19 protein-coding genes are annotated in these 19,739 nt (G+C 70.3%); 6 read left to right on the top strand and 13 right to left on the bottom strand.

Annotation, left to right across the window (positions count from 1 at the left end):
• Positions 1 to 169: 169 nt before the first annotated feature.
• Both OG623_RS15715 and OG623_RS15710 read left to right on the top strand, forming a co-directional pair.
• The gene (locus tag OG623_RS15715) at positions 170 to 901 is read left to right on the top strand and encodes a phosphatase PAP2 family protein (RefSeq protein WP_406147144.1); all 732 of its coding nucleotides are present in this window, start codon (positions 170 to 172) and stop codon (positions 899 to 901) included.
• 149 nt (positions 902 to 1,050) lie between these two features.
• Positions 1,051 to 4,038 carry a tetratricopeptide repeat protein gene (locus tag OG623_RS15710; RefSeq protein ID WP_406147143.1) on the top strand — a complete coding sequence of 996 codons (2,988 nt, stop codon included), beginning with the start codon at positions 1,051 to 1,053 and terminating at the stop codon, positions 4,036 to 4,038.
• On the opposite strand, the gene OG623_RS15705 is transcribed toward OG623_RS15710, so the two are convergent.
• The gene (locus OG623_RS15705; RefSeq protein WP_406147141.1) at positions 4,035 to 4,250 is read right to left on the bottom strand and encodes a hypothetical protein; all 216 of its coding nucleotides are present in this window, start codon (positions 4,248 to 4,250) and stop codon (positions 4,035 to 4,037) included. The two genes, OG623_RS15710 and OG623_RS15705, sit on opposite strands and share 4 nt — an antisense overlap.
• 156 nt (positions 4,251 to 4,406) lie before the next feature.
• On the opposite strand from OG623_RS15705, the gene OG623_RS15700 reads away from it, so the two are divergent.
• Together OG623_RS15700 and OG623_RS15695 are read left to right on the top strand one after the other, a co-directional pair.
• Entirely contained in the window at positions 4,407 to 5,291 is an 885-nt protein-coding gene (locus tag OG623_RS15700) for a hypothetical protein (RefSeq protein WP_406147139.1), read from the top strand.
• A gap of 99 nt (positions 5,292 to 5,390) precedes the next feature.
• Entirely contained in the window at positions 5,391 to 5,600 is a 210-nt protein-coding gene (locus OG623_RS15695; protein WP_406147137.1) for a hypothetical protein, read from the top strand.
• 40 nt (positions 5,601 to 5,640) lie between these two features.
• On the opposite strand, the gene OG623_RS15690 is transcribed toward OG623_RS15695, so the two are convergent.
• Positions 5,641 to 5,988: a metal-sensitive transcriptional regulator gene (locus OG623_RS15690; RefSeq protein WP_406147136.1), complete on the bottom strand. Its 348-nt coding sequence runs from the start codon at positions 5,986 to 5,988 to the stop codon at positions 5,641 to 5,643.
• A gap of 220 nt (positions 5,989 to 6,208) precedes the next feature.
• Between OG623_RS15690 and OG623_RS15685 the strand changes: the two genes are divergently transcribed.
• Positions 6,209 to 6,829, top strand: coding sequence for a DUF47 domain-containing protein (locus OG623_RS15685; protein WP_406147134.1), 621 nt, complete (start codon positions 6,209 to 6,211; stop codon positions 6,827 to 6,829).
• Positions 6,830 to 6,834: 5 nt separating this feature from the next.
• Positions 6,835 to 7,833, top strand: coding sequence for an anion permease (locus tag OG623_RS15680; RefSeq protein WP_406147132.1), 999 nt, complete (start codon positions 6,835 to 6,837; stop codon positions 7,831 to 7,833).
• Positions 7,834 to 7,994: 161 nt separating this feature from the next.
• Here the strand turns inward: OG623_RS15680 and pstB are convergent, their stop codons facing one another.
• From pstB to mshD, 11 genes are all read right to left on the bottom strand, one after another.
• Complete coding sequence (pstB, locus tag OG623_RS15675) at positions 7,995 to 8,771, bottom strand: phosphate ABC transporter ATP-binding protein PstB (protein ID WP_362894906.1); 777 nt, start codon at positions 8,769 to 8,771, stop codon at positions 7,995 to 7,997.
• 37 nt (positions 8,772 to 8,808) lie between these two features.
• A complete protein-coding gene (gene pstA, locus OG623_RS15670) occupies positions 8,809 to 9,897 on the bottom strand; it encodes a phosphate ABC transporter permease PstA (RefSeq protein WP_406147129.1) in 1,089 nt (362 codons plus the stop codon).
• A complete protein-coding gene (pstC, locus tag OG623_RS15665) occupies positions 9,894 to 10,889 on the bottom strand; it encodes a phosphate ABC transporter permease subunit PstC (RefSeq protein ID WP_406147128.1) in 996 nt (331 codons plus the stop codon). The genes pstA and pstC overlap by 4 nt, the downstream gene beginning before the upstream one ends.
• A gap of 132 nt (positions 10,890 to 11,021) precedes the next feature.
• Positions 11,022 to 12,155 (bottom strand): phosphate ABC transporter substrate-binding protein PstS, encoded by a 1,134-nt coding sequence (pstS, locus tag OG623_RS15660; RefSeq protein WP_406147126.1) that lies wholly within the window; start codon positions 12,153 to 12,155, stop codon positions 11,022 to 11,024.
• 330 nt (positions 12,156 to 12,485) lie between these two features.
• The gene (locus OG623_RS15655; RefSeq protein WP_406147124.1) at positions 12,486 to 12,899 is read right to left on the bottom strand and encodes an NUDIX hydrolase; all 414 of its coding nucleotides are present in this window, start codon (positions 12,897 to 12,899) and stop codon (positions 12,486 to 12,488) included.
• Complete coding sequence (locus tag OG623_RS15650; RefSeq protein ID WP_406147123.1) at positions 12,896 to 13,924, bottom strand: CHAD domain-containing protein; 1,029 nt, start codon at positions 13,922 to 13,924, stop codon at positions 12,896 to 12,898. Before OG623_RS15650 ends, OG623_RS15655 begins: the two co-directional genes overlap by 4 nt.
• Positions 13,911 to 16,157, bottom strand: a complete 2,247-nt coding sequence (locus OG623_RS15645) for an RNA degradosome polyphosphate kinase (RefSeq protein WP_406147122.1) — start codon at positions 16,155 to 16,157, stop codon at positions 13,911 to 13,913. The genes OG623_RS15650 and OG623_RS15645 overlap by 14 nt, the downstream gene beginning before the upstream one ends.
• A gap of 277 nt (positions 16,158 to 16,434) precedes the next feature.
• Complete coding sequence (locus OG623_RS15640) at positions 16,435 to 17,418, bottom strand: hypothetical protein (protein WP_406147121.1); 984 nt, start codon at positions 17,416 to 17,418, stop codon at positions 16,435 to 16,437.
• Complete coding sequence (locus OG623_RS15635) at positions 17,415 to 18,314, bottom strand: ABC transporter ATP-binding protein (RefSeq protein WP_406147120.1); 900 nt, start codon at positions 18,312 to 18,314, stop codon at positions 17,415 to 17,417. The genes OG623_RS15640 and OG623_RS15635 overlap by 4 nt, the downstream gene beginning before the upstream one ends.
• A complete protein-coding gene (locus tag OG623_RS15630; RefSeq protein WP_406147118.1) occupies positions 18,314 to 18,721 on the bottom strand; it encodes a GntR family transcriptional regulator in 408 nt (135 codons plus the stop codon). Before OG623_RS15630 ends, OG623_RS15635 begins: the two co-directional genes overlap by 1 nt.
• Before the next feature lie 92 nt (positions 18,722 to 18,813).
• On the bottom strand, positions 18,814 to 19,737 hold the full coding sequence (mshD, locus tag OG623_RS15625; RefSeq protein WP_406147117.1) for a mycothiol synthase: 924 nt from the start codon (positions 19,735 to 19,737) through the stop codon (positions 18,814 to 18,816).
• Positions 19,738 to 19,739: the final 2 nt, after the last annotated feature.

Here is a 19,739-nt window from a genome sequence, read left to right as displayed (position 1 = left end):
GACTGGGACAACATGCGCACATGACCATGTGTGACTGACCAGACCGGTCCCGGCGTGACGGCATCATGGCGTGACGCGGCACTGAATCCGCACCGACCACGGGGGTCAGACCACAGCGGCGCACATGCTCGTGCGTCGCGGCAGCAGACAAGGCAAGGGGCCGCGGCAGATGGCTGGACTCGCACTCGATGGGTCGAACCCCGATGTCAGCCTGCTCTACGACATCAACGGGCTGGCGAAGTCCGCTCCGACCTGGTTCGACCGGGTCATGGAGTTCGTCGGTGAATTCGGGATCATGATCGGCATGGTCCTGGCGGTCCTGTGGTGCTGGTGGAGCGTACGCCGACGCGGGACGGTCGAGGACTCGGTCACGGCGGTCGCCGGGCTCGTGTGGGCGCCGCTCGCCGCCGGGATCGCGTTGCTCATCAACATCCCGATCCGGGGCTTCGTGGAGCGGCCACGCCCGTTCATGGACCACGAGGGTGTCGAGGTCCTGGTGAAGGGCAAGACGGACTTCTCCTTCGTGAGCGACCACGCGACGATGGCGATGGCCATCGCCGTGGGGCTCTTCGTCGCCAACCGGAAGTTCGGCCTGGCGGCCATCGGTCTTGCGCTCCTGGAGGGCTTCTGCCGTGTCTACATGGGCGTGCACTATCCGACCGATGTGATCGGCGGTTTCGCGCTCGGGACGGCCGTCGCCCTGCTGCTCGCCCCGCTCGCCATGATGATGCTGACCCCCTTGACGGGGGCCGTGGCCAGGACCGGATCGGTCGGCTTCCTCGTCCGTTCGCGCAAGGCCGTCGCCCCGGCCGACGGACGGGACGAGTCGCGGGGGATCCCCGAGCCGAGCCCCGGGTCCGGCCGTGGCGATGTGCCCGGCGACAGGGACCTCGCCGCGTAGCCGGAGGAGCGCCCCCCGCCTCCCGCACGCCCTCACGCCCGCAGAGCATCCACCATCCACCAGCGATCACTTCGGGTGTTCGCTCCCCGAGCCCCCGGCGGCGCGGCATCATGGCCGGAGATCCGGGGTGTGGGTGTGGGGTGGTTCATGTGGCAGGTGCCGGTTCCGGGGCCGGACGGCGGCCGACGCGGCAGGAGGTCAACCGGCGGCGCGAGGGCGCGCAGTTCGTCGGACGCCGGGGCGAGCTCGCGGTCTTCCGCGAGACGTTCGCCAGGAATCCCGAGGAGCCCGACTTCCCGTTCCTGTTCCATGTGCGCGGCAACGGCGGCGTCGGGAAGTCGACGCTGGTGCGCCAGTGGGAGGGCGCGGCGCGCGAGCGGCCCTCCGTCGTCACGGCGTACGTGGACGACGATGTGCACGATGTGTTCGAGGCGATGGAAGCGGTCAGCGCCAGGCTGGGCCGGCAAGGCCACCCGCTGAAGCGGTTCGACAAGCAGCTGGCCGCCTACCGGCAGCGCCGGCACCAGGCCGAGAGCGTCGTCCCCGCACCGCAGCCAGAACTCCAGGGCGGCCGGGAGGCCTCGCCGGCCGGCACGGTCGCGGCCCAGGTCGGCCTGGTCGGTCTTGGCATGGTGCCCGGGGTCGGGGCGTTCGTCGGCGCGGTCGATCCGCAGCAGGTCGCGCTGGGTGCCGACCGGCTGCGGGCGGCCCTCAACATGCGGCTGCGCAGCCATGACGACGTCCAGCTGGTGATGAACCCGGTGGCGGTTCTCGCTCCGGTCTTCCTCGACGACCTGGCCGAGGTCGCGGAACGGTGCGAGCGGGTGGTGCTGTTCTTCGACGTGTACGAGCGGACCGGGCCGGTGCTCGACGGGTGGCTGCACGACATCGTCTTCGGCGAGGAGTACGGCGGCCTGCCGGTCAATGTGCAGATCGTGCTGTCCGGGCAACTGCGCCTGGACAGCCGGGTCTGGGGCGACCGTCTCGGCCAGGTCACCGACGTCAGCCTGGAGGTGTTCACCGAGGAGGAGGCCCGCACGCTGCTCGCCACCCACGGCGTCACCGACGAACCGAGCGTCGAGCTGGTCCTGCGTCTGTCGGGCCGGCTCCCGCTGCTGGTCGACATGCTGGCGCGGAGCGACCCCGGCACGGGCGCGGGCAGGGGCGATCCGTCCGAGACCGCGGTCGAGAGGTTCCTGAAGTGGGAGCAGGACGCCGAGCGGCGCGAGGCCGCGCTGGCCTGCGCGCTTCCCTTACAGATCGACGAGGACATCTACCGCGCGATCGTCCCGGAGGCCGCCGCCGGGAGTTACGCCTGGCTGCGGGGCCTGGCCTTCGTCTCACCCCAGGAGGGCCGCTGCCGCTACCACGACGTCGTACGCGCCGCGATGCTGCGGCTCCAGCGGACCCGGTCGCCCGCCCGGTGGCAGCGGGCGCACATCCGCCTGGCCGACCTGTTCCGGCGGGGGCGGACGGAGTTGGAGGCGGACATCCGCGCCGACCCCGACGACCGCTGGCTGGACGCCGCCTGGCGGGAGCACCAGCTCAACGAGACGTATCACCGACTGTGCGCGAACCCCCGTACGGGCCTGCCCGAAGCGCTCCGCCAGTGTGCGTACGCCATCGACCTCGATGTCGCGACGCTGCGCCGCTGGGCCCAGATCCTCGGCCGCGCGGGAGCCGACACCGACTCGGCCGACCTCATCTCCTGGGGCAGCCGCCTGGATTCCGCCGCCGAACAGGAGAGGCCGGGCGAAGCCGTCCTGACCCTGTTGCTGAGCGCGGCCGAACTCGACGCGGACGGGCGGGCGTTGGTGCATGCTCTGCGTGCCGCGGAACGCCGGGGCGGGGGTGACGGGGAAGGCTCGCTCGCGGACGGTGTGCGGGCCGTCTCGCTCGCCCCGGACACGGCCCTGACCCATGCCGCGCTCGGGGAGACGTACCGGAACCTGGGCCGGCACGAGGAAGCGGTCGCCTCCTGCACCCGTGCGCTGGAGCTCGACCCGGGGTACGTCATCGCCTACGGCAGCCGCGGTGATGCCTACCGGAATCTGGGGCGCCACGACGAGGGCATCGCCGATTTCGATCGTGCCGTGGAGCTCGACCCGCAGTACGCCTGGGCCTACGCGAGCCGGGCGCAGGTGTACGAGGCCATGGGGCGGCGGCAGGACGCGCTCGCCGACTACGACCGTGCCATCGGGGTCGACCCGCTGTACGAGTGGGCGATCGGCAGCCGCGCGCAGCTGTTCGAGCGGATGGGCCGGTTCGATGAGGCTCTGGCCGATTTCGATCGTGCCGTGGAGCTCGACCCGCAGTACGCCTGGGCCTACGGAAGCCGCGCGAGGACGTACGAGGCCATGGGGCGCCGGCAGGACGCGCTCGCCGATTACGCCCGTGCCGTGGAACTCGACCCGCAGTACGCCTGGGCCCACGCCGGCGGGGCTCAGGTCCTGGCCGAGCTGGGCCGGTTCGAGGAGGCGCTGAGCGGTTTCGCCCGTGCCGTGGAGCTCGATCCGCGGTACGCCTGGGCCTTCGGCAGCCGGGCGCGGCTGCACGACACGATGGGCAACCACGAGGAGGCCCTCGCCGACTACACCCGGGCCATCGACATCAGCCCCGGGTTCAACTGGGCCATCGGGGGCCGCGCCGAGCTGTACGGCAGGCTCGGCCGTCACGAGGAGGCCCTCGTCGACATCACGCGAGCCATCGAGAGCGACCCGTCCGCCGACTGGCTCCTGAACGTCCGCGCCCGGACGTATCTGCGCCTGGGCCGGTACGACGAAGCCGTGGCCGACTGCGTACGAGCCGTCGAGATCGATCCGGAGGACGGCTGGAACCAGATGCTGCACGGTGTCGCGCTGCGGGCGGCGGGTGACGGCCAGGGGGCGGAGGAGTGCTTCGCGCGTGCCCTGAGCCTCTTCACCGGTGCCGGTGAGGAGGAGGCCCTGCTCGTGCTCTCCTGCGCGATGCTCGACGCGGATCAGGCCGCCGCCCGGTGCGAAGCGCTCGTCGGGCTCGCGCCAGGGAGGGGCGTGATCGCGGAGACGATCGAGGACCTCATGTTCCTTCCCGGGGCCGTACCGGAAGCGGGACCGTGCGTCGACGCGGCCGTGAGCCGGCTGCGGGAAGCGCTCTAGGGTCCGCCCACGGGCGATTTGGGTCCGCCTGTGGATGCCCGGTGCTTCTGCGCGTCGGCGCGGGCCCGGTCGCGGGCCCGGCGGGCAGGACCTGACCAGCCGCAGTCACAGCGGGCGAGACAGAACGCGCCCCGTTCGACGGTCGTGGTGCTGTGTGCCGGAGCGGTGCTGTGGACGGGGGAGTCCGGGGGGTCCTGATACACGCCTTCCACGGTACTGGGGACGGCGTACGGCCGTCAGGGGGTGGGCCCGTCGGCGTCCGGAAGGGGCCCGGAAGAGTCCCGGTGGCGTGACGAGGCGCCCCGGCCGTCGTTAGGCGAGGCGGGCGGGAACTCGGTCAGGTGCGCGTCGTTGGGGGTTGGCAGGCGATGGTGGTGCAGCAGCGCAGGTGCGGAGGCGGGGCCCTGGCTGTGCTGGCCCTGACCGCCGCGGGTGTGATGACGATGGGCAGCGGCTGCTCCGGCGCCGGCGGTGACCCGGGCGACGGGGCCGGTGAGCGCATCGCACGCGCGGGCCCCACCGGCACCCCGGCGGCCGTGGTGCGACAGGCGGCCGACGCACTGGCCGCCGCGGGCAGCGCCGAGACGCGTACGTCGATGGAGACCGCGGCCGGCGGGACAAGGGTGACGATCAGGGGCGAGGGGACGTACGACTTCCGCAGGCAGCTGGGCCACATCAAGGTCGTCCTGCCGAAGGACGCGGCCGGCGCCGAGGAGCACCGGCCGATCACGGAGTTGCTCGCGCCCGGCGCGCTCTACATGAAGAACCGCGGTGCCGGGGTGCCCGACGACAAGTGGGTGCGGATCGACACGACGGCCCTGGAGGACGGCAATCTGGTCACCGGCGGTGTGACCGACCCGGCGGCCGCCGCCGAACTGCTGCGCGGCGCGGACAAGGTGACGTACATCGGGCGGACGGAGCTGGCCGGGGTGGCGGTCAGGCACTACCGGGGGACGGCGGATCTCGGGCAGGCGGCGCGGGAGGCGTCGCCGTCGGCGCGCGGGGCACTGGCTGCCGCGGCGAAAGGGTTCAGCACGGACGCGGTGCCCTTCGACGCCTATCTCGATGACGACGGGCTGCTGCGGAAGGTGCGCCACCGCTTCACCTTCGCGACGGAGGGTCCGGCGGCGGCCGTGGTCTCGACGATGCTGCTGTACGGGTTCGGGACGCGGGTCTCCGTGGAGCTGCCGCCCGAGGCCGACATCTACACGGGGCGGGTCCAGCAGAGCGGAAGTGGCCCGGAAACGCCGTAGGGAGGGGGCCGAAATGGTCCGTCCGTGCCATGCGCCGTGTGTGTCGCGCTCCCTACTCTAGGGAGTCGGTGCGCCAGGAGTCGGCGACGGCAGAGAGAGGTGACGCAGGTGGTGACGCTCAGCGCTCCGAACGCTCAGGACTGTGTGGCCCTGGCCGAGATCGAACTGTGCGGCGAGCTCATGATCGCGGCGGCGGACGCGCACGAGGACCGGCTCAGTCCCGACCGTATCGACGAGGTACTCAACGTCGGGGCGGCCTGCTCCGAACCGGTGCCGACGATCCCCCGGCAGTGCCGCCACCGGGGATGACCGCCTCCGCCCTCCAGGATCTCGGCCTCCGGGACCTCGGTCATGTCCGCAGGAGCCGGGCGATCGCCTTGGTGGCCTCCTCGACCTTCGCGTCGATCTCCGCGCCGCCCTTGACGGCCGCGTCCGCGACGCAGTGGCGCAGATGCTCCTCCAGCAGCTGGAGCGCGAAGGACTGCAGGGCCTTCGTGGACGCCGAGACCTGGGTGAGTATGTCGATGCAGTAGACGTCCTCGTCCACCATCCGCTGGAGGCCGCGGATCTGGCCCTCGATGCGGCGCAGCCGCTTGAGGTGCTCCTCCTTCTGATGGTGATACCCGTGGATACCGCGGTCATGGTCGGTGACGACCGCTTCCGTACCGCCTGGGTCGGTGGCCTCGGTGGTGGTCATGGGGTCCTCCCGTTGTCCTCGTGGCCTGCGGTGGCGTGCCGTTCTGTGCCGTCTGTATACCCCTGCCGGGTATATCGTAACGAATCCTGCCGAAACGTGACCGGGGGGCCGTGCTGATCACTGTGCCCGATGCGCGACACTGAAGAACGCCGGTTAGCCGTGGCCGGATGATGCGCCTAGCATCAGCCTGACCGAATCCAAAGCACCCCGAGGACCCCACGTGCGCTTTCGTCTGACCCCCAGGGAGACGAGCTTCTACGACATGTTTTCCGCATCCGCGGACAACATCGTCACGGGCTCGAAGCTCCTGATGGAACTGCTCGGGGCGGATTCTGCCTCCCGAGTCGAGATCGCGGAGCGTATGCGGGCAGCGGAGCACGCGGGGGACGACGCCACCCACGCGATCTTCCACCAGCTGAACTCCTCCTTCATCACGCCGTTCGACCGCGAGGACATCTACAACCTGGCCTCGCAGCTCGACGACATCATGGACTTCATGGAGGAAGCCGTCGACCTGGTCGTCCTGTACCAGATCGAGAAGCTGCCGAAGGGCGTCGAGCAGCAGATCGAGGTGCTGGCGCGGGCCGCGGAGCTGACGGCTGAGGCCATGCCGAGTCTGCGGACCATGGACAACCTCACCGAGTACTGGATCGAGGTCAACCGCCTGGAGAACCAGGCCGACCAGATCCACCGCAAGCTCCTGGCCCACCTCTTCAACGGCAAGTACGACGCCATGGACGTGCTGAAGCTCAAGCAGATCGTCGATGTGCTGGAAGAGGCGGCTGACGCGTTCGAACACGTCGCCAACACCGTGGAGACCATCGCGGTCAAGGAGTCCTGAACCTCGTGGACACCTTTGCGCTGATCGTGACCATCGGTGTCGCGCTCGGCTTCACGTATACGAACGGCTTCCATGACTCGGCGAACGCCATCGCCACCTCGGTCTCCACCCGGGCGCTGACCCCGCGTGCGGCTCTGGCGATGGCCGCTGTGATGAACCTCGCAGGCGCCTTCCTGGGCCAGGGGGTCGCCAAGACCGTCAGCGAAGGCCTGATCGCCACGCCCGAGGGCCAGAAGGGGATGGGCATCCTCTTCGCGGCACTGGTCGGCGCGATCATCTGGAATCTGGTCACCTGGTACTACGGCCTGCCGTCGTCGTCCTCGCACGCCCTGTTCGGCGGCATGGTCGGCGCGGCGCTGGCCGGCGGGACGATGGTGCACTGGGACGGGGTGCTGGAGAAGATCGTCATCCCGATGTTCCTGTCCCCGGTCATCGGCCTGGTCGTCGGCTATCTCGTGATGGTCGCGATCATGTGGATATTCAGGAAGTCCAATCCGCACAAGGCCAAGCGCGGCTTCCGTATCGCGCAGACGGTCTCGGCGGCCGGCATGGCGCTCGGCCACGGTCTGCAGGACGCCCAGAAGACGATGGGCATCGTGGTGATGGCGCTGGTCATCGCCGATGTGGAGGGCCCGAACGACGAGATCCCGGTCTGGGTGAAGCTCGTCTGCGCGATGATGCTGTCGCTCGGTACGTACGCCGGTGGCTGGCGCATCATGCGGACACTCGGCCGGAAGATCATCGAGCTGGACCCGCCGCAGGGTTTCGCGGCCGAGACGACCGGTGCCTCGATCATGTTCGGCTCGGCGTTCCTGTTCCACGCACCGATCTCCACGACTCATGTGATCACCTCGGCGATCATGGGTGTCGGCGCCACGAAGCGGGTGAACGCGGTGCGGTGGGGGGTGGCCAAGAACATCATCCTGGGGTGGTTCATCACGATGCCGGCCGCTGCGCTGGTGGCCGCGGCGAGCTACGGGATCGTCGTACTGCTCTTCGGGTGAGTGTCCGGTTCGCCTGATTCGCGAGACCCGAACCTGTGAATTCAGCTGTGAATCCACCTGTGAATCCAATGGGTCCGCCCCTGCTCCCGTGTGGAGAGCGGGGGCGGACCCTTTTGCCTTGTGGTGGCACCGCCATGCAGCACCCCAAGGCCGTCTGTGGGTTATCCGAAGCGGCCGGAGATGTAGTCCTCGGTCGCCTGCACCGACGGGTTGGAGAAGATCCGCTCCGTCTCGTCGATCTCGATCAGCCGGCCGGGCTTGCCGACCGCCGAGAGGTTGAAGAACGCCGTCCGGTCGGAGACACGGGCCGCCTGCTGCATGTTGTGCGTCACGATGACGATCGTGAAGCGCTCCTTCAGCTCACCGACCAGGTCCTCGATGGCGAGGGTCGAGATCGGGTCGAGGGCCGAGCACGGCTCGTCCATCAGCAGCACCTCGGGCTCGACCGCGATGGCGCGGGCGATGCACAGGCGCTGCTGCTGACCGCCGGAGAGCCCCGAGCCCGGCTTGTTCAGGCGGTCCTTGACCTCGTTCCAGAGGTTGGCGCCCTTGAGGGACTTCTCGACGATGTCCGACAGCTGGCTCTTGCGGTACGAGCCGTTCAGCCGCAGGCCCGCCGCGACGTTGTCGAAGATCGACATCGTCGGGAAGGGGTTCGGGCGCTGGAAGACCATGCCGACCGTGCGGCGCACGGTGACCGGGTCGACGCCCGAGCCGTACAGGTTCTCGTCGTCCAGCAGCACCTTGCCCTCGACGCGGCCGCCGGGGGTGACCTCGTGCATACGGTTCAGGGTGCGCAGGAAGGTGGACTTGCCGCAGCCGGACGGGCCGATGAAGGCGGTCACGGAGCGGGGCTCCACCGTCATCGAGATGTCCTCGATGGCCTTGTGGGAGCCGTAGTAGGCGGTGAGGCCGCCGATGTCGATGCGCTTGGCCATGTGGATCACTACTTCTTTCGGGTCGCTGATGGCCGCGTCAGCGACCGGTCTTGGGGGCCTTCCAGCGGGCGATGCCGCGGGCCACCAGATTGAGGATCATGACGAACGCGATCAGGACCAGTGCTGCGGCCCAGGCGCGGTCGAAGGACGCGGCCTCGCCGACCTTGTACTGCTCGTAGATGTAGAAGGGCAGCGAGGACTGGGCGCCTTCGAAGGGGTTCGAGTTGATCAGCTGGCTGCCGAAGACCAGCAGGATGATCGGGGCCGTCTCTCCCGCGATACGGGCGATGGCGAGCATGACGCCGGTCGTGATGCCGCCGATCGCGGTGGGCAGGACCACCTTCAGGATGGTGCGCCACTTCGGGATGCCGAGCGCGAGTGAGGCCTCGCGGAGCTCGTTGGGGACGAGCTTGAGCATCTCCTCGGTGGAGCGGACCACGACGGGGATCATCAGGATCGTCAGGGCCAGCGCACCCATCAGGCCGGAGGGCTCCAGCGACGCCATCAGCATGATCGACAGGATGAAGAGGCCGGCCACGATGGACGGGATGCCCGTCATGACGTCCACGAAGAAGGTGACGGCCTTGGCGAGCCCGCCCTTGCCGTACTCCACGAGGTAGACCGCGGTCAGCAGGCCGATCGGGACGGAGATCACAGTGGCGATCCCGACCTGCTCCAGGGTGCCGATCAACGCGTGGTAGACACCGCCGGTGGTGTCGGAGCTGAGCACCCCGGCCATCGAGTGGGTCAGGAAGTAGCCGTCGAGGCGTTCGGAGCCGTTGCGGACCGTGGTCCAGAGCAGCGAGGCGAGCGGGACGACGGCGACGAGGAAGCAGACCCAGACGATGCTGGTGGCGAGGCGGTCCTTGGCCTGGCGCTGGTTCTCGATCACGGTCGTCGCGATGTACGAGATGGCCAGGAAGAACAGGGCGGAGATCAGGCCCCACTGGACGCGGCTCTGCCAGCCGGCAGCGAGGGAGATCCCCACGCCGAGCGCGATCGACACGGCGGCGAAGCCGAGCGGGGCCCAGCGGGGGAGGCTGCGGCTGCTGAGCGAGGTCCTGCCGGGTTCGGGCGAGACCCTCGGACGGTCGTCCTGGACGTCGGTGGTGGTGACGTGGCTCATGCGTTGGCCCCCGAGTACTCCTTGCGGCGGGCGATGATGAGCCGGGCCGCGCCGTTGACCAGCAGGGTGAGGAAGAAGAGGACGAGGCCCGAGGCGATCAGGGCGTCACGCCCGACGAACTCGTCGGCCTCGCCGAACTTCGCCGCGATGTTCTGGGCGAAGGTCCCGCCGCCCGGGTTGAGCACGTGCAGCGAGATGAGGAAGCTCGGCGACAGGACCGTGGCGACGGCCATCGTCTCGCCGAGCGCACGGCCGAGGCCCAGCATGGAGGCCGAGATGATGCCGGAGCGGCCGAAGGGCAGGACCGACAGGCGGATGACCTCCCAGCGGGTGGCGCCGAGGGCGAGCGCCGCTTCCTCGTTCATCTTCGGGACCTGGAGGAAGACCTCGCGGCTGACGCTGGTCACGATCGGCAGGATCATGATCGCAAGGAGGATGCCGACGGTGAAGAGCGAGCGGGGGACGCCGATCTCGGTCTTCTCGAAGACGTACGTCCAGCCGAAGAACTGGTCGAGCCAGAGGTTCAGGCCCTCCAGGTACGGGACGAGGACGAGCGCGCCCCAGATGCCGTAGACGATGCTGGGCACCGCGGCGAGGAGGTCGATCACGTAGGCCAGGGGGGCGGCCAGCTTGCGCGGCGCGTAGTGCGAGATGAAGAGGGCGATGCCGACAGCGATCGGAACCGCGATGACCATCGCGATGATCGAGCTGACGACCGTGCCGAAGAGCAGGACCGCGATGCCGAAGACCGGCGGATCACCGGCCGGGTTCCAGTCGAAGGTGGTGAGGAAGTTGCCCTCGTCCTTCGAGATGGCGAGGACGGCGCGGTAGGTGAGGAACACGGCGATCGACGCCATGATCACGAGCAGCAGGATGCCCGAGCCTCGTGAGAGGCCCAGGAATATCTTGTCGCCGGCCTGCCCGCTGGACTTGGGGCGGCCACTGGGCGCCGGCGGGGCCGGTGGGATGTCGAGCGGTGTCGTGGATGCCATGGTCTTTCCGGTCTGTGTGGGGGAGCGGGGGCTCCCCTGGCGGCGGTGCACCGGATGGGTCGGGCGGTGGGGGCCGGTCCGGAGGGGTGCGCCGGACCGGCCCGTCTTCGCGTGCGTGTCGTGCGGTGTCGGTTACTTCAGGCCGGCGACGGTCTCGCGGACCTTGCTGTTGATCGCCTCGGGGATCGGGGCGTAGCCGGCGTCCGTCAGGACCTTCTGGCCGTCCTCGGACGAGGTGTAGGTCAGGAAGGACTTGACGGTGTCGAGGGTGTCGGCCTTGTTGCCGGTGTCGCAGACGACCTCGTACGTCACCAGGACCAGCGGGTAAGCGCCCTCGGCCTTCGTGGTGTAGTCGAGGCCGAGCGCCAGGTCCTTGCCGGTGCCTTCGACCTTGGCGGCGGCGATGGCCTTGGAGGCGTTCTCCGACGTGGCCTTCACCGGGGCGGAGCCACCGGTGTCGATGTCGACGGTGCTGATGTCCTGCGAGGAGGCGTAGGACAGCTCGAAGTAGCCGATCGAGCCGTCGACGGCCTTCACCTGGCTGGCGACGCCGGAGGAGCCGGACGCGGCCTGGCCGCCGGGGGCGGGCCAGTTCTTCTCGGCCTCGTACTTCCAGTCGTCCGCGGCGGCAGCGCCGAGGTACTTGCCCAGGTTCTGGGTGGTGCCGGAGTCCTCGGAGCGGTGGAAGGGCTGGATGGCCTTGTCCGGGAGGTCGACGCCGTCGTTGAGCGCGGCGATCGCCGGGTCGTTCCACTTCTTGATCTTGGTGTCGAAGATCTTGGCGAGGGTCGAGGCGTCCAGCGTGAGGCTGTCGACGCCCTCCAGGTGGAAGCCGACCGCGATCGGGCCGCCGACCATCGGGAGGTTGATGCCCTGGCCCGACTTGCAGATCTTCTTCGAGTCGGCGACCTCTTCGGGCTTCAGGGCCGAGTCCGAGCCGGCGAAGCCGACGGTGCCCTGGTTGAAGGCGACGATGCCCTCGCCGGATGAGGAGGAGCTGTAGTTGATCTCCACCCCTGAACAGGCGGCCATGTAGTTCTTGACCCAGAGGTCCATCGCGTTCTTCTGGGCGCTCGACCCGGACGCGCGCAGCTGGCCCTTGGCGTCGTCGCACTTGATGTCCGAGGCGGCGCTGGTCGTCTTGCCGCCGTCCGCGTCGGCGCCGGTGTTGTCGTCCGAACCGCACGCCGTGAGGACCAGGGCGCCGGAGACGGCGAGGGCACCGAGCGCGGTGGCACGAAGCCGGTTCTTGCGCTGAAGCTTCACTTTCGGGGTGTTCCTTCCAGGAGCCGCCGCGGCTGGTGGGGGCGAGGCGGCGTGCGATGAGGAGTGGTGCGTGGCTTGGCGCCGTGCACCTCGTACGTCCGAAATTAGGCAGAACAGGTGAAGCGGCCTACGGGGCAGAGTGAACGACAGGTGAACCGTGCGGGGCGGGCTGGTTCCGGCTGCTCCGGGACCTCGGAGGCGTGGGTGCGGAGCCCGGCTTCCGGGCTCCGTGGGTACGGCGCACGGTTTCCGGGCACACCGCAGGCGCGCGTGGGTACGGCGCAGGGCTTCCGGGCTCCGCGGGCATGGCGCGCACGGCTCGGGTACGCCTCAGGCGTGCGGGCCGTGCTCCAGGAGGGCGTCCAGCTGGACGCGGTCGCCGGGGCGGCTCAGCCGGGTCCGCGCGGTGTCAGGGGGGAGCCAGGCCAGCCGGTCGACCTCGTCGTTGGGGACGAACGCGCCACCCGTCGCCTCCGCCGCCCAGTAGCTGACCTCTTTGGGGCGTCCGTTCGCCGCGTAGCGTGCCGTCGGCAGGGCGGCGCCCGGCGCACAGTGATGGCCCGTCTCCTCCAGGACCTCGCGCAGGGCGCCCTCCAGGGGCGTCTCGCCGCGCTTCAGCTTGCCCTTCGGATGCGACCAGTCGTCGTAGCGTGGCCGGTGGACCAGACAGATCTCCAGGCCGTCGCCGTCCGGGGCGCGCCGCCACAGGACGCACCCCGCGGCCCGTACGGTCGAACCGCTCATGGCGCCGTCACGGCCGCCGCGTACGGCCAGGTCTCCCGGAACACGGCGCGCGCCGCCTTCACCTCGTGCCGCTGGTCGGCGTGCAGCACCCCCAGGGCGTACGCCGTCGCGGGGGCGATGCGCGGGGTGCGCGCCGCAGCCGAAGCGGCCGCCGCGGCCTCGGCCGCGTCCCGGTGCAGGTCCAGGGCGTGTCCAGGACCCGCGAGTGCCGGATCGGGGGCGCCCCGCAGCATCTCGTGCGCGTACCGGTGCAGCCGCAGCAGCAGACGGGCCTGGTGCCAGAGGGTGTCGTGGGCCTCGTTGTACGGCTCGACGGCCTCGTCGGGCGGGAGAGCGGCCACCGCGTCCAGCATCAGTTGTTCGGCCAGCTCGACCGGGGCGCGCAGCACCGCCTGGGCCGGCCCGGCCGCCGTCGACGCCAGGGGCACCTCCGACGCGAGCAGCGCGACGGCGTCGGCGACGGCGTGGAAGCGGGACGAGCCCAGCGCCTGGAGCGCCGCCGAGTGGGCGCGGGTCCTGGCGAGGGTCAGCCGGCGCTCCAGCAGGGCCCCGGCCCTGGCCGCGCCGACGCCGAGCGCGGCCCGCTCCTTGTCGCCGGTGTCGGGCTCGCTTCCCGAGGGCGGCCTGGCCGTCGGCAGCGAGGCGCCGGAGAGCTGGTGCAGGGCCTCGAGGAGCCGGCCGAGCCGGGTGGCGTAGGCGTGCTCGCGGGCCAGGGTGCCGGAGAGCCAGGCCAGTTCCGCGCGGAGCTGGTCGGCCCAGGCCGGGTCGAGCGCACCCCGGAAGGTGTGCAGCGTCCCGCTGATCCGGCGCGCCGCGTGGCGCAGCGCGCGGGCGGCCTCGTCGGCGCCGTGTGTGCCGGCGTCGGCGGGGGCGCTGTGCTCGCGGTGCAGCCGCAGGCTCCGCAGGAAGCAGGCGGCCTGTTCGCGCAGGTAGGGCGCGAGGACCGCTTCCACGGAGGCTTCGGCCGGGACATCCGTCGAGGATTCCGCGGCGAGTGCGGTCGTCTGGTGGTCAGGGCGTCGCACGCCGGCGCCTCCGGGCGTCAATGAGCATCTCTTGTACGTGCCTCAGCGGTTGCCCGTCCGCGTCCAGGGAGTGCCGGGTCCAGTTTCCGTCGGGGCCCAGGTGCCAGGAGGAGGTGGTGTCGGACATGCCTGTTTCCAGGAGCCTGCTGAGGGCGGCGCGATGCGCGGGGTCGGTGACGCGGACCAGTGCTTCGATCCGGCGGTCGAGGTTACGGTGCATCATGTCGGCACTTCCGAACCACACTTCGGGTTCGCCGCCGTTGCCGAAGGCGAAGACCCGGGAGTGTTCGAGGAAGCGGCCGAGTATCGAGCGGACCCGGATGTTCTCGGAGAGGCCGTTGACGCCGGGGCGGATCGCGCAGATGCCGCGCACCCAGATGTCGACCGGCACCCCGGCCTGTCCCGCCCGGTAGCAGGCGTCGATGACCGCTTCGTCGACCATCGAGTTGACCTTGATGCGGACGTAGGCGGGGCGGCCCGCCCGCTGGTGGGTGATCTCCTTGTTGATGCGGGCGATCAGCCCGTCGCGCAGGGACTTGGGGGCGACGAGCAGCCGGCGGTAGGTCTCGCGGCGGGAGTAGCCGGAGAGCCGGTTGAAGAGGTCGGAGAGGTCCGCCCCGACCTGCGGGTCGGCGGTCAGCAGGCCGAGGTCCTCGTAGAGCCTGGCCGTCTTGGGGTGGTAGTTGCCGGTGCCGACGTGGGAGTAGCGGCGCAGTGTGTCGCCCTCCTGACGGACGACCAGCGACAGCTTGCAGTGGGTCTTCAGGCCGACGAGGCCGTAGACGACGTGGCAGCCGGACTCCTCCAGCTTGCGGGCCCACTTGATGTTGGCCTGCTCGTCGAAGCGTGCCTTGATCTCGACGAGTACGAGGACCTGCTTGCCGGATTCGGCCGCGTCGATCAGGGCGTCCACTATCGGTGAGTCGCCCGAGGTCCGGTACAGGGTCTGCTTGATCGCCAGCACGTCCGGGTCGCCCGCCGCCTGCTCCAGGAAGGCCTGGACGGAAGTGGAGAAGGAGTCGTACGGGTGGTGCAGCAGCACATCGCGTTCGCGCAGGGCGGCGAAGATGTCGGGTGCCGAGGCGGACTCGACCTCGGCGAGGTCGCGGTGGGTGCCGGCGACGAACTTGGGGTACTTCAGCTCCGGCCTGTCCAGCGACGCGATGCCGAAGAGACCGGTGAGGTCGAGGGGGCCCGGCAGCGGGTAGAGCTCGGTCTCGGAGATCTTCAGCTCGCGTACGAGCAGGTCCAGGACGTACGGGTCGATGGACTCCTCGACCTCCAGGCGGACCGGCGGGCCGAACCGGCGGCGCATGAGCTCCTTCTCCAGGGCCTGGAGCAGATTCTCGGCGTCGTCCTCCTCGACCTCCAGGTCCTCGTTCCTGGTGACCCGGAACATGTGGTGGGCGAGTACCTCCATGCCGGGGAAGAGCTCTTCGAGGTGGGCCGCGATGATGTCCTCTATCGGGACGTAGCGCTGCGGTGACGCCTCCAGGAAGCGGGTGAGCAGCGGCGGAACCTTGACGCGTGCGAAGTGCCGGTGTCCGCTGACGGGGTTGCGGACGACGACGGCGAGGTTCAGCGAGAGCCCGGAGATGTACGGGAACGGGTGCGCCGGGTCGACGGCGAGCGGGGTCAGCACGGGGAAGACCCGCTGCCGGAAGAAGGTGAACAGCCGGGCCTGTTCCTTCTCGGTCAGCTCGGGCCAGCGGACCAGCTGGATGCCCTCGTCGGACAGGGCGGGCGCGACGTCCTGCTGGTAGCAGGCGGCGTGCCGGGCCATGAGCTCGCGGGAGCGGGTCCAGATCAGGTCGAGGACCTCGCGGGGCTGGAGCCCGGACGCGGACCGGGTGGCGACGCCGGTCGCGATACGTCGCTTGAGTCCGGCGACCCGGACCATGAAGAACTCGTCGAGGTTCGAGGCGAAGATCGCGAGGAAGTTAGCCCGTTCGAGTAGCGGTGTGGCGGGGTCCTCGGCGAGTTCCAGAACGCGTTCGTTGAACGCGAGCCAACTGCGCTCCCGGTCGAGGAACCTGCCCTGCGGAAGCTCGTCACCGTCCGGCTCGGGCTCGTAGGCGTCGGGGTCGTTGTCCAGGTCGGGGTCCAGATCGGCGGCCGTGGACAGCCCCGTGGGCATCGCACCCGCGACCGCGTGAGGCCGGTGGGCGGCGAGAGAGCCGACCGACGGCTGGGCGGGCTGGACCGGGACCTCGGAGCTGGGCTGCTGGCTCATGGGCCTATTCTTCCGCGCGTTCCGCCCATGGGGCGCGTCGGAGCCCGTAAAGATCGCGGAGGAAGCGGGCGTGGCCCTTGGACCGGGGCCGCTCCCGTTGCGGGGGGTGGGCACAGCTGGCTGCATCCCGTGAGGGTCGCAAGCCCGTCTGAATGGCCGGTAACGATGACATGACGTACAGGAAGCGGTGTGGCTGCGGTGCGTACCCGGCGCTCACCGTCGGTGAACCCCTGTCCGGGCCTCCCCCCGGAGGCCCGGACAGGGGTGACTCGGGCCCTCAGGCGGTGCGTCGGCGCAGGACGCGGAACGCCACGGCGACGGCCAGGGCGGTGAGGGCGAGCACGATGCCCGTCTCGACGAGCTGGAGGGGCCAGAGGTGGGAGGCGGGGTGGTAGTCGAAGAACCAGCCGGTGATGTGGTGGTCGGCCATGCACCGGGCCTGCTGAGCCTCGCTCGCCTGTCCCCAGCACACGTCGGGGGACACCCGGTTGCCGCTCGCGTTGACACGGCCGCTGTCGAGCACCCAGGAATCGAGCGGAATACCCAGGTTCTCGGGGGCCGCGGCGTTCGCGGTCCGCGGGGGCCAGAGGTCGCGCCGGAAGTTGCTGAGGGTCACCATCACGGTGCCGGTGGCGGCCACGGCGACCGCCATCGCGGCCACGGTGCGGCGCAGCAGCAGACCCGTGAGCGCGCCCACGGCGATGCCGAGCAGGGTGTAGCCGATGACCAGGGGGAGAGTCGTGTCGAAGAACTGGGGGTCGAGCCAGTCGACCGAGAAGTCGTCGGCCGTCTGTGTCCGTGCCCAGGTGAGGATCGCGGACAGCACGGTCACACCGGCGACGAGGAGCACTGCGGGCACGGCGAGTTTGGAGGCGAGCCAGCGCGCGGGTGACACCGACTGGGTCCAGGACAGCCTGAAGGTGCCGCTCTCCAGCTCCCGGGCTATCAGTGGCCCGGCGACGAAGGCGCTGAGAAGCACGGGCAGGACGGTCAGGAGCGCGGCGGCGTAGTGAAAAATATCGCGGTACGTCAACATGCTGTCCAGGTACGCGCGGGTGGTCACATCGCAGGCTCTCCCCGCCCCTCCGTTCACCGGGCAGTCGCTCGCCGCGAAGACCTCGGCGACATGGGACGAGCGCAGGCACACGGCGATCAGACCGATCGCCACGACGAGGGCGAGCCCACCCGCGACTCTCAGCGTCCATCGGTGCTGGCGTACGACGACGCGGGCGGGGCCGCGGAGTTCGGTCAGGGTGCTCATACGGACACCGCCCTTCCGGCCGGTTCGTCGGTCGCGCTGGATGTGAGGAGCGGCGGCGCGTCCGGGGAGCGGAGGTGGGCGAGCAGCAGCTCCTCCAGGGAGGGTTCAGTGATCTCCCAGACGCCGGCGTCCACCGGGCCCTCCTTCCGTACCAGCGCGGTCAGCTGACGGCCCGTCGCACGTGACTCGATGACGGTGTGCGGGGAGAGGTCACCGGTCCGCCCGGTCAACAGGGCGTGTGCGGAGACGAGTTCTTCGCACTCGCCGCCGAGCTTGACCCGGCCGCCGTCGACGAACAGGAGGTAGTCGCAGGCGCCTTCCAGCTCGGTGAGGATGTGCGAGGACATCACGATGGTGGTCCCGTGCTCGGCCGCCTCGGCCATCAGGACACCCATCAGCTGGTGTCGGCCGAGAGGGTCGAGGTCGGCCATGGGCTCGTCCAGCAACATCAGTTCGGACCGCTTGCCCAGCGCCAGGGCGAGGGCGAGCCGGGTGCGCTGTCCGCCGGAGAGGGCCCGCACCTTCGCGTCCTGCGGGAGGGGCTCGGCGACACGGTCGGCGGCCTCACGGTCCCAGGTGGCGGGGTTGAGCTCGGCCCCCACCCAGAGGGTGTCGGCGACGGTGAGCTGTGGGTACAGCGGCTTGTCCTGGGAGACGTACGCGATGCGGGGCCGCGCCTCCCCGGGGTCGGTGCCGAGTACGCGCACATGGCCCTCGGTGGGCCGGAGCAGGCCGGCGGCGATGCCGAGCAGTGTGGACTTCCCCGCGCCGTTGGGTCCGACGAGCGCGCAGACGCGCCCGGCGGGCAGCCGGAACGAGCAGTCGCGCAGCGCCCACCCGCGCTTTCGTCCGTAGGTCATGCCGAGGCCTTGTGCCTCGATCGCGGCTCCTGCCATCAGTGCTGGTCCCCCTTGAAAGTGTTGTCCAGTACGGCGGTGAAGAGCGCGCTCACGTCGTCCTTGTCCAGGCCGGCGGCGCGGGCTCTGCGGGCCCACTCGGTGAGTTCGGCGCGCAGGGGCGCGTCCGTGGTGACCGCCGCACTGCCGAGGGTGCGGCGGACGAAGGTGCCAAGACCGCGCCGTGCCTCGACCAGGCCCTCGCGCTCCAGCTCGCGGTAGGCCTTGAGCACGGTGTTCGGGTTGATCGCCGTGGCCTCCACGACCTCACGGGCCGTGGGCAGCCGGTCGCCCGGCTCCAGCACACCGAGGCGCAGCGCCTGCTTGGTCTGCTGGACGATCTGGAGATAGGTGGCGACGCCGCTGCGCCGGTCGATGCGGAACTCGACCGCTGCGGACTCTGCCATGTGCACCACCCTTTCACTAATTGAGTAGTGAAAGGGTGGTGCAAAGAAGGGGCGACGTCAAGTGACGCCGCCCCTCACCGTGTCCGGCCTGCTCAGGACTCCGTGCGGTACATCAGGTCGACCTCGTGGGTGGCGAAGCCCATCCGCTCGTACACCGACAGGGCTGCCGGGTTGTCGGCATCGACGTAGAGCATCGCCGTGGGCAGCCCCCGGGAGGCCAGATACCGCAGCCCGATCGCGGTGAGCGCCTTGCCGAGGCCGCCGCCCTGCGCGCCGGGGAGCACACCGACGACGTAGACCTCGCCGAGCTGGTCATCGGCGTGCACCTTCGTCCAGTGGAAGCCGATGATCGCGCCGTCGCGCTCGGCCAGGAAGAAGCCCTTCGGGTCGAACCAGGGCTCGGCCTTGCGGTCGTCCAGGTCGCGCTGGGTGAGGGAGCCCTGCTCGGGGTGGTGGGCGAACGCGGCGCTGTTCACGGCGAGCCAGGCCGCGTCGTCCTGCCCCGGGACGAAGGCGCGCACGGTGACGCCGGGCGGCAGCACCGGCTCGGCGACGTCGAGGGAGTCCAGCGGACGGCGGAGCTGGCGCAGCTCGCGGAAGAGGGAGAGCCCGAGCACCTGCGCGAGATGCCGGGCGGCCGACTTGCCGCCGTGCGCCCAGACCCGTAGCCGCTTCCCGGTCGCGGCGAGTAGCGCGGCACCCAGGGCCCGGCCGTGCCCACGGCCCCGGTGCGCGGGCGCCACGACCAGCTCGGCGGCGGGGGCCTCGACGGGGTCGGTGTCCTCCAGCTGCGCGTAGCCGGCCAGCTCACCATCGGCGATGAGCAGGAAATGCCGGACGCCCTCACGGTGCCCGCCCCTCAACTGCAGCCGCCCCTGCTCGGAAACGGCCTCCCGGCCGTCGGTCCCGGCGGCCTCACCGAGGAGGGCGAGGACGGCGTCGGCCTGCTCGGAGGTGAGCGCGTCGAGAGTCTCGATCTCGCGCCCGGGGGAGGGGAGGGGTGCGTCAGTCGTCATGA

Origin of the sequence: Streptomyces sp. NBC_01012 (genome assembly GCF_045162755.1) — a bacterium.
Lineage (GTDB): Bacteria > Actinomycetota > Actinomycetes > Streptomycetales > Streptomycetaceae > Streptomyces.
This window is presented reverse-complemented; position numbering and strand designations above follow the sequence as displayed.

Coding starts and splice junctions, on each gene's coding strand:
- OG623_RS15655 (WP_406147124.1), bottom strand. CDS start 12,899: ATGAGCGGTTCGACCGTACGGGCCGCGGGGTGCGTCCTGTGGCGGCGC.
- pstB (WP_362894906.1), bottom strand. CDS start 8,771: ATGGCCAAGCGCATCGACATCGGCGGCCTCACCGCCTACTACGGCTCC.
- OG623_RS15700 (WP_406147139.1), top strand. CDS start 4,407: ATGGTGGTGCAGCAGCGCAGGTGCGGAGGCGGGGCCCTGGCTGTGCTG.
- OG623_RS15635 (WP_406147120.1), bottom strand. CDS start 18,314: ATGGCAGGAGCCGCGATCGAGGCACAAGGCCTCGGCATGACCTACGGA.
- OG623_RS15690 (WP_406147136.1), bottom strand. CDS start 5,988: ATGACCACCACCGAGGCCACCGACCCAGGCGGTACGGAAGCGGTCGTC.
- OG623_RS15630 (WP_406147118.1), bottom strand. CDS start 18,721: ATGGCAGAGTCCGCAGCGGTCGAGTTCCGCATCGACCGGCGCAGCGGC.
- mshD (WP_406147117.1), bottom strand. CDS start 19,737: ATGACGACTGACGCACCCCTCCCCTCCCCCGGGCGCGAGATCGAGACT.
- OG623_RS15645 (WP_406147122.1), bottom strand. CDS start 16,157: ATGAGCCAGCAGCCCAGCTCCGAGGTCCCGGTCCAGCCCGCCCAGCCG.
- OG623_RS15715 (WP_406147144.1), top strand. CDS start 170: ATGGCTGGACTCGCACTCGATGGGTCGAACCCCGATGTCAGCCTGCTC.
- pstC (WP_406147128.1), bottom strand. CDS start 10,889: ATGGCATCCACGACACCGCTCGACATCCCACCGGCCCCGCCGGCGCCC.
- pstA (WP_406147129.1), bottom strand. CDS start 9,897: ATGAGCCACGTCACCACCACCGACGTCCAGGACGACCGTCCGAGGGTC.
- OG623_RS15640 (WP_406147121.1), bottom strand. CDS start 17,418: ATGAGCACCCTGACCGAACTCCGCGGCCCCGCCCGCGTCGTCGTACGC.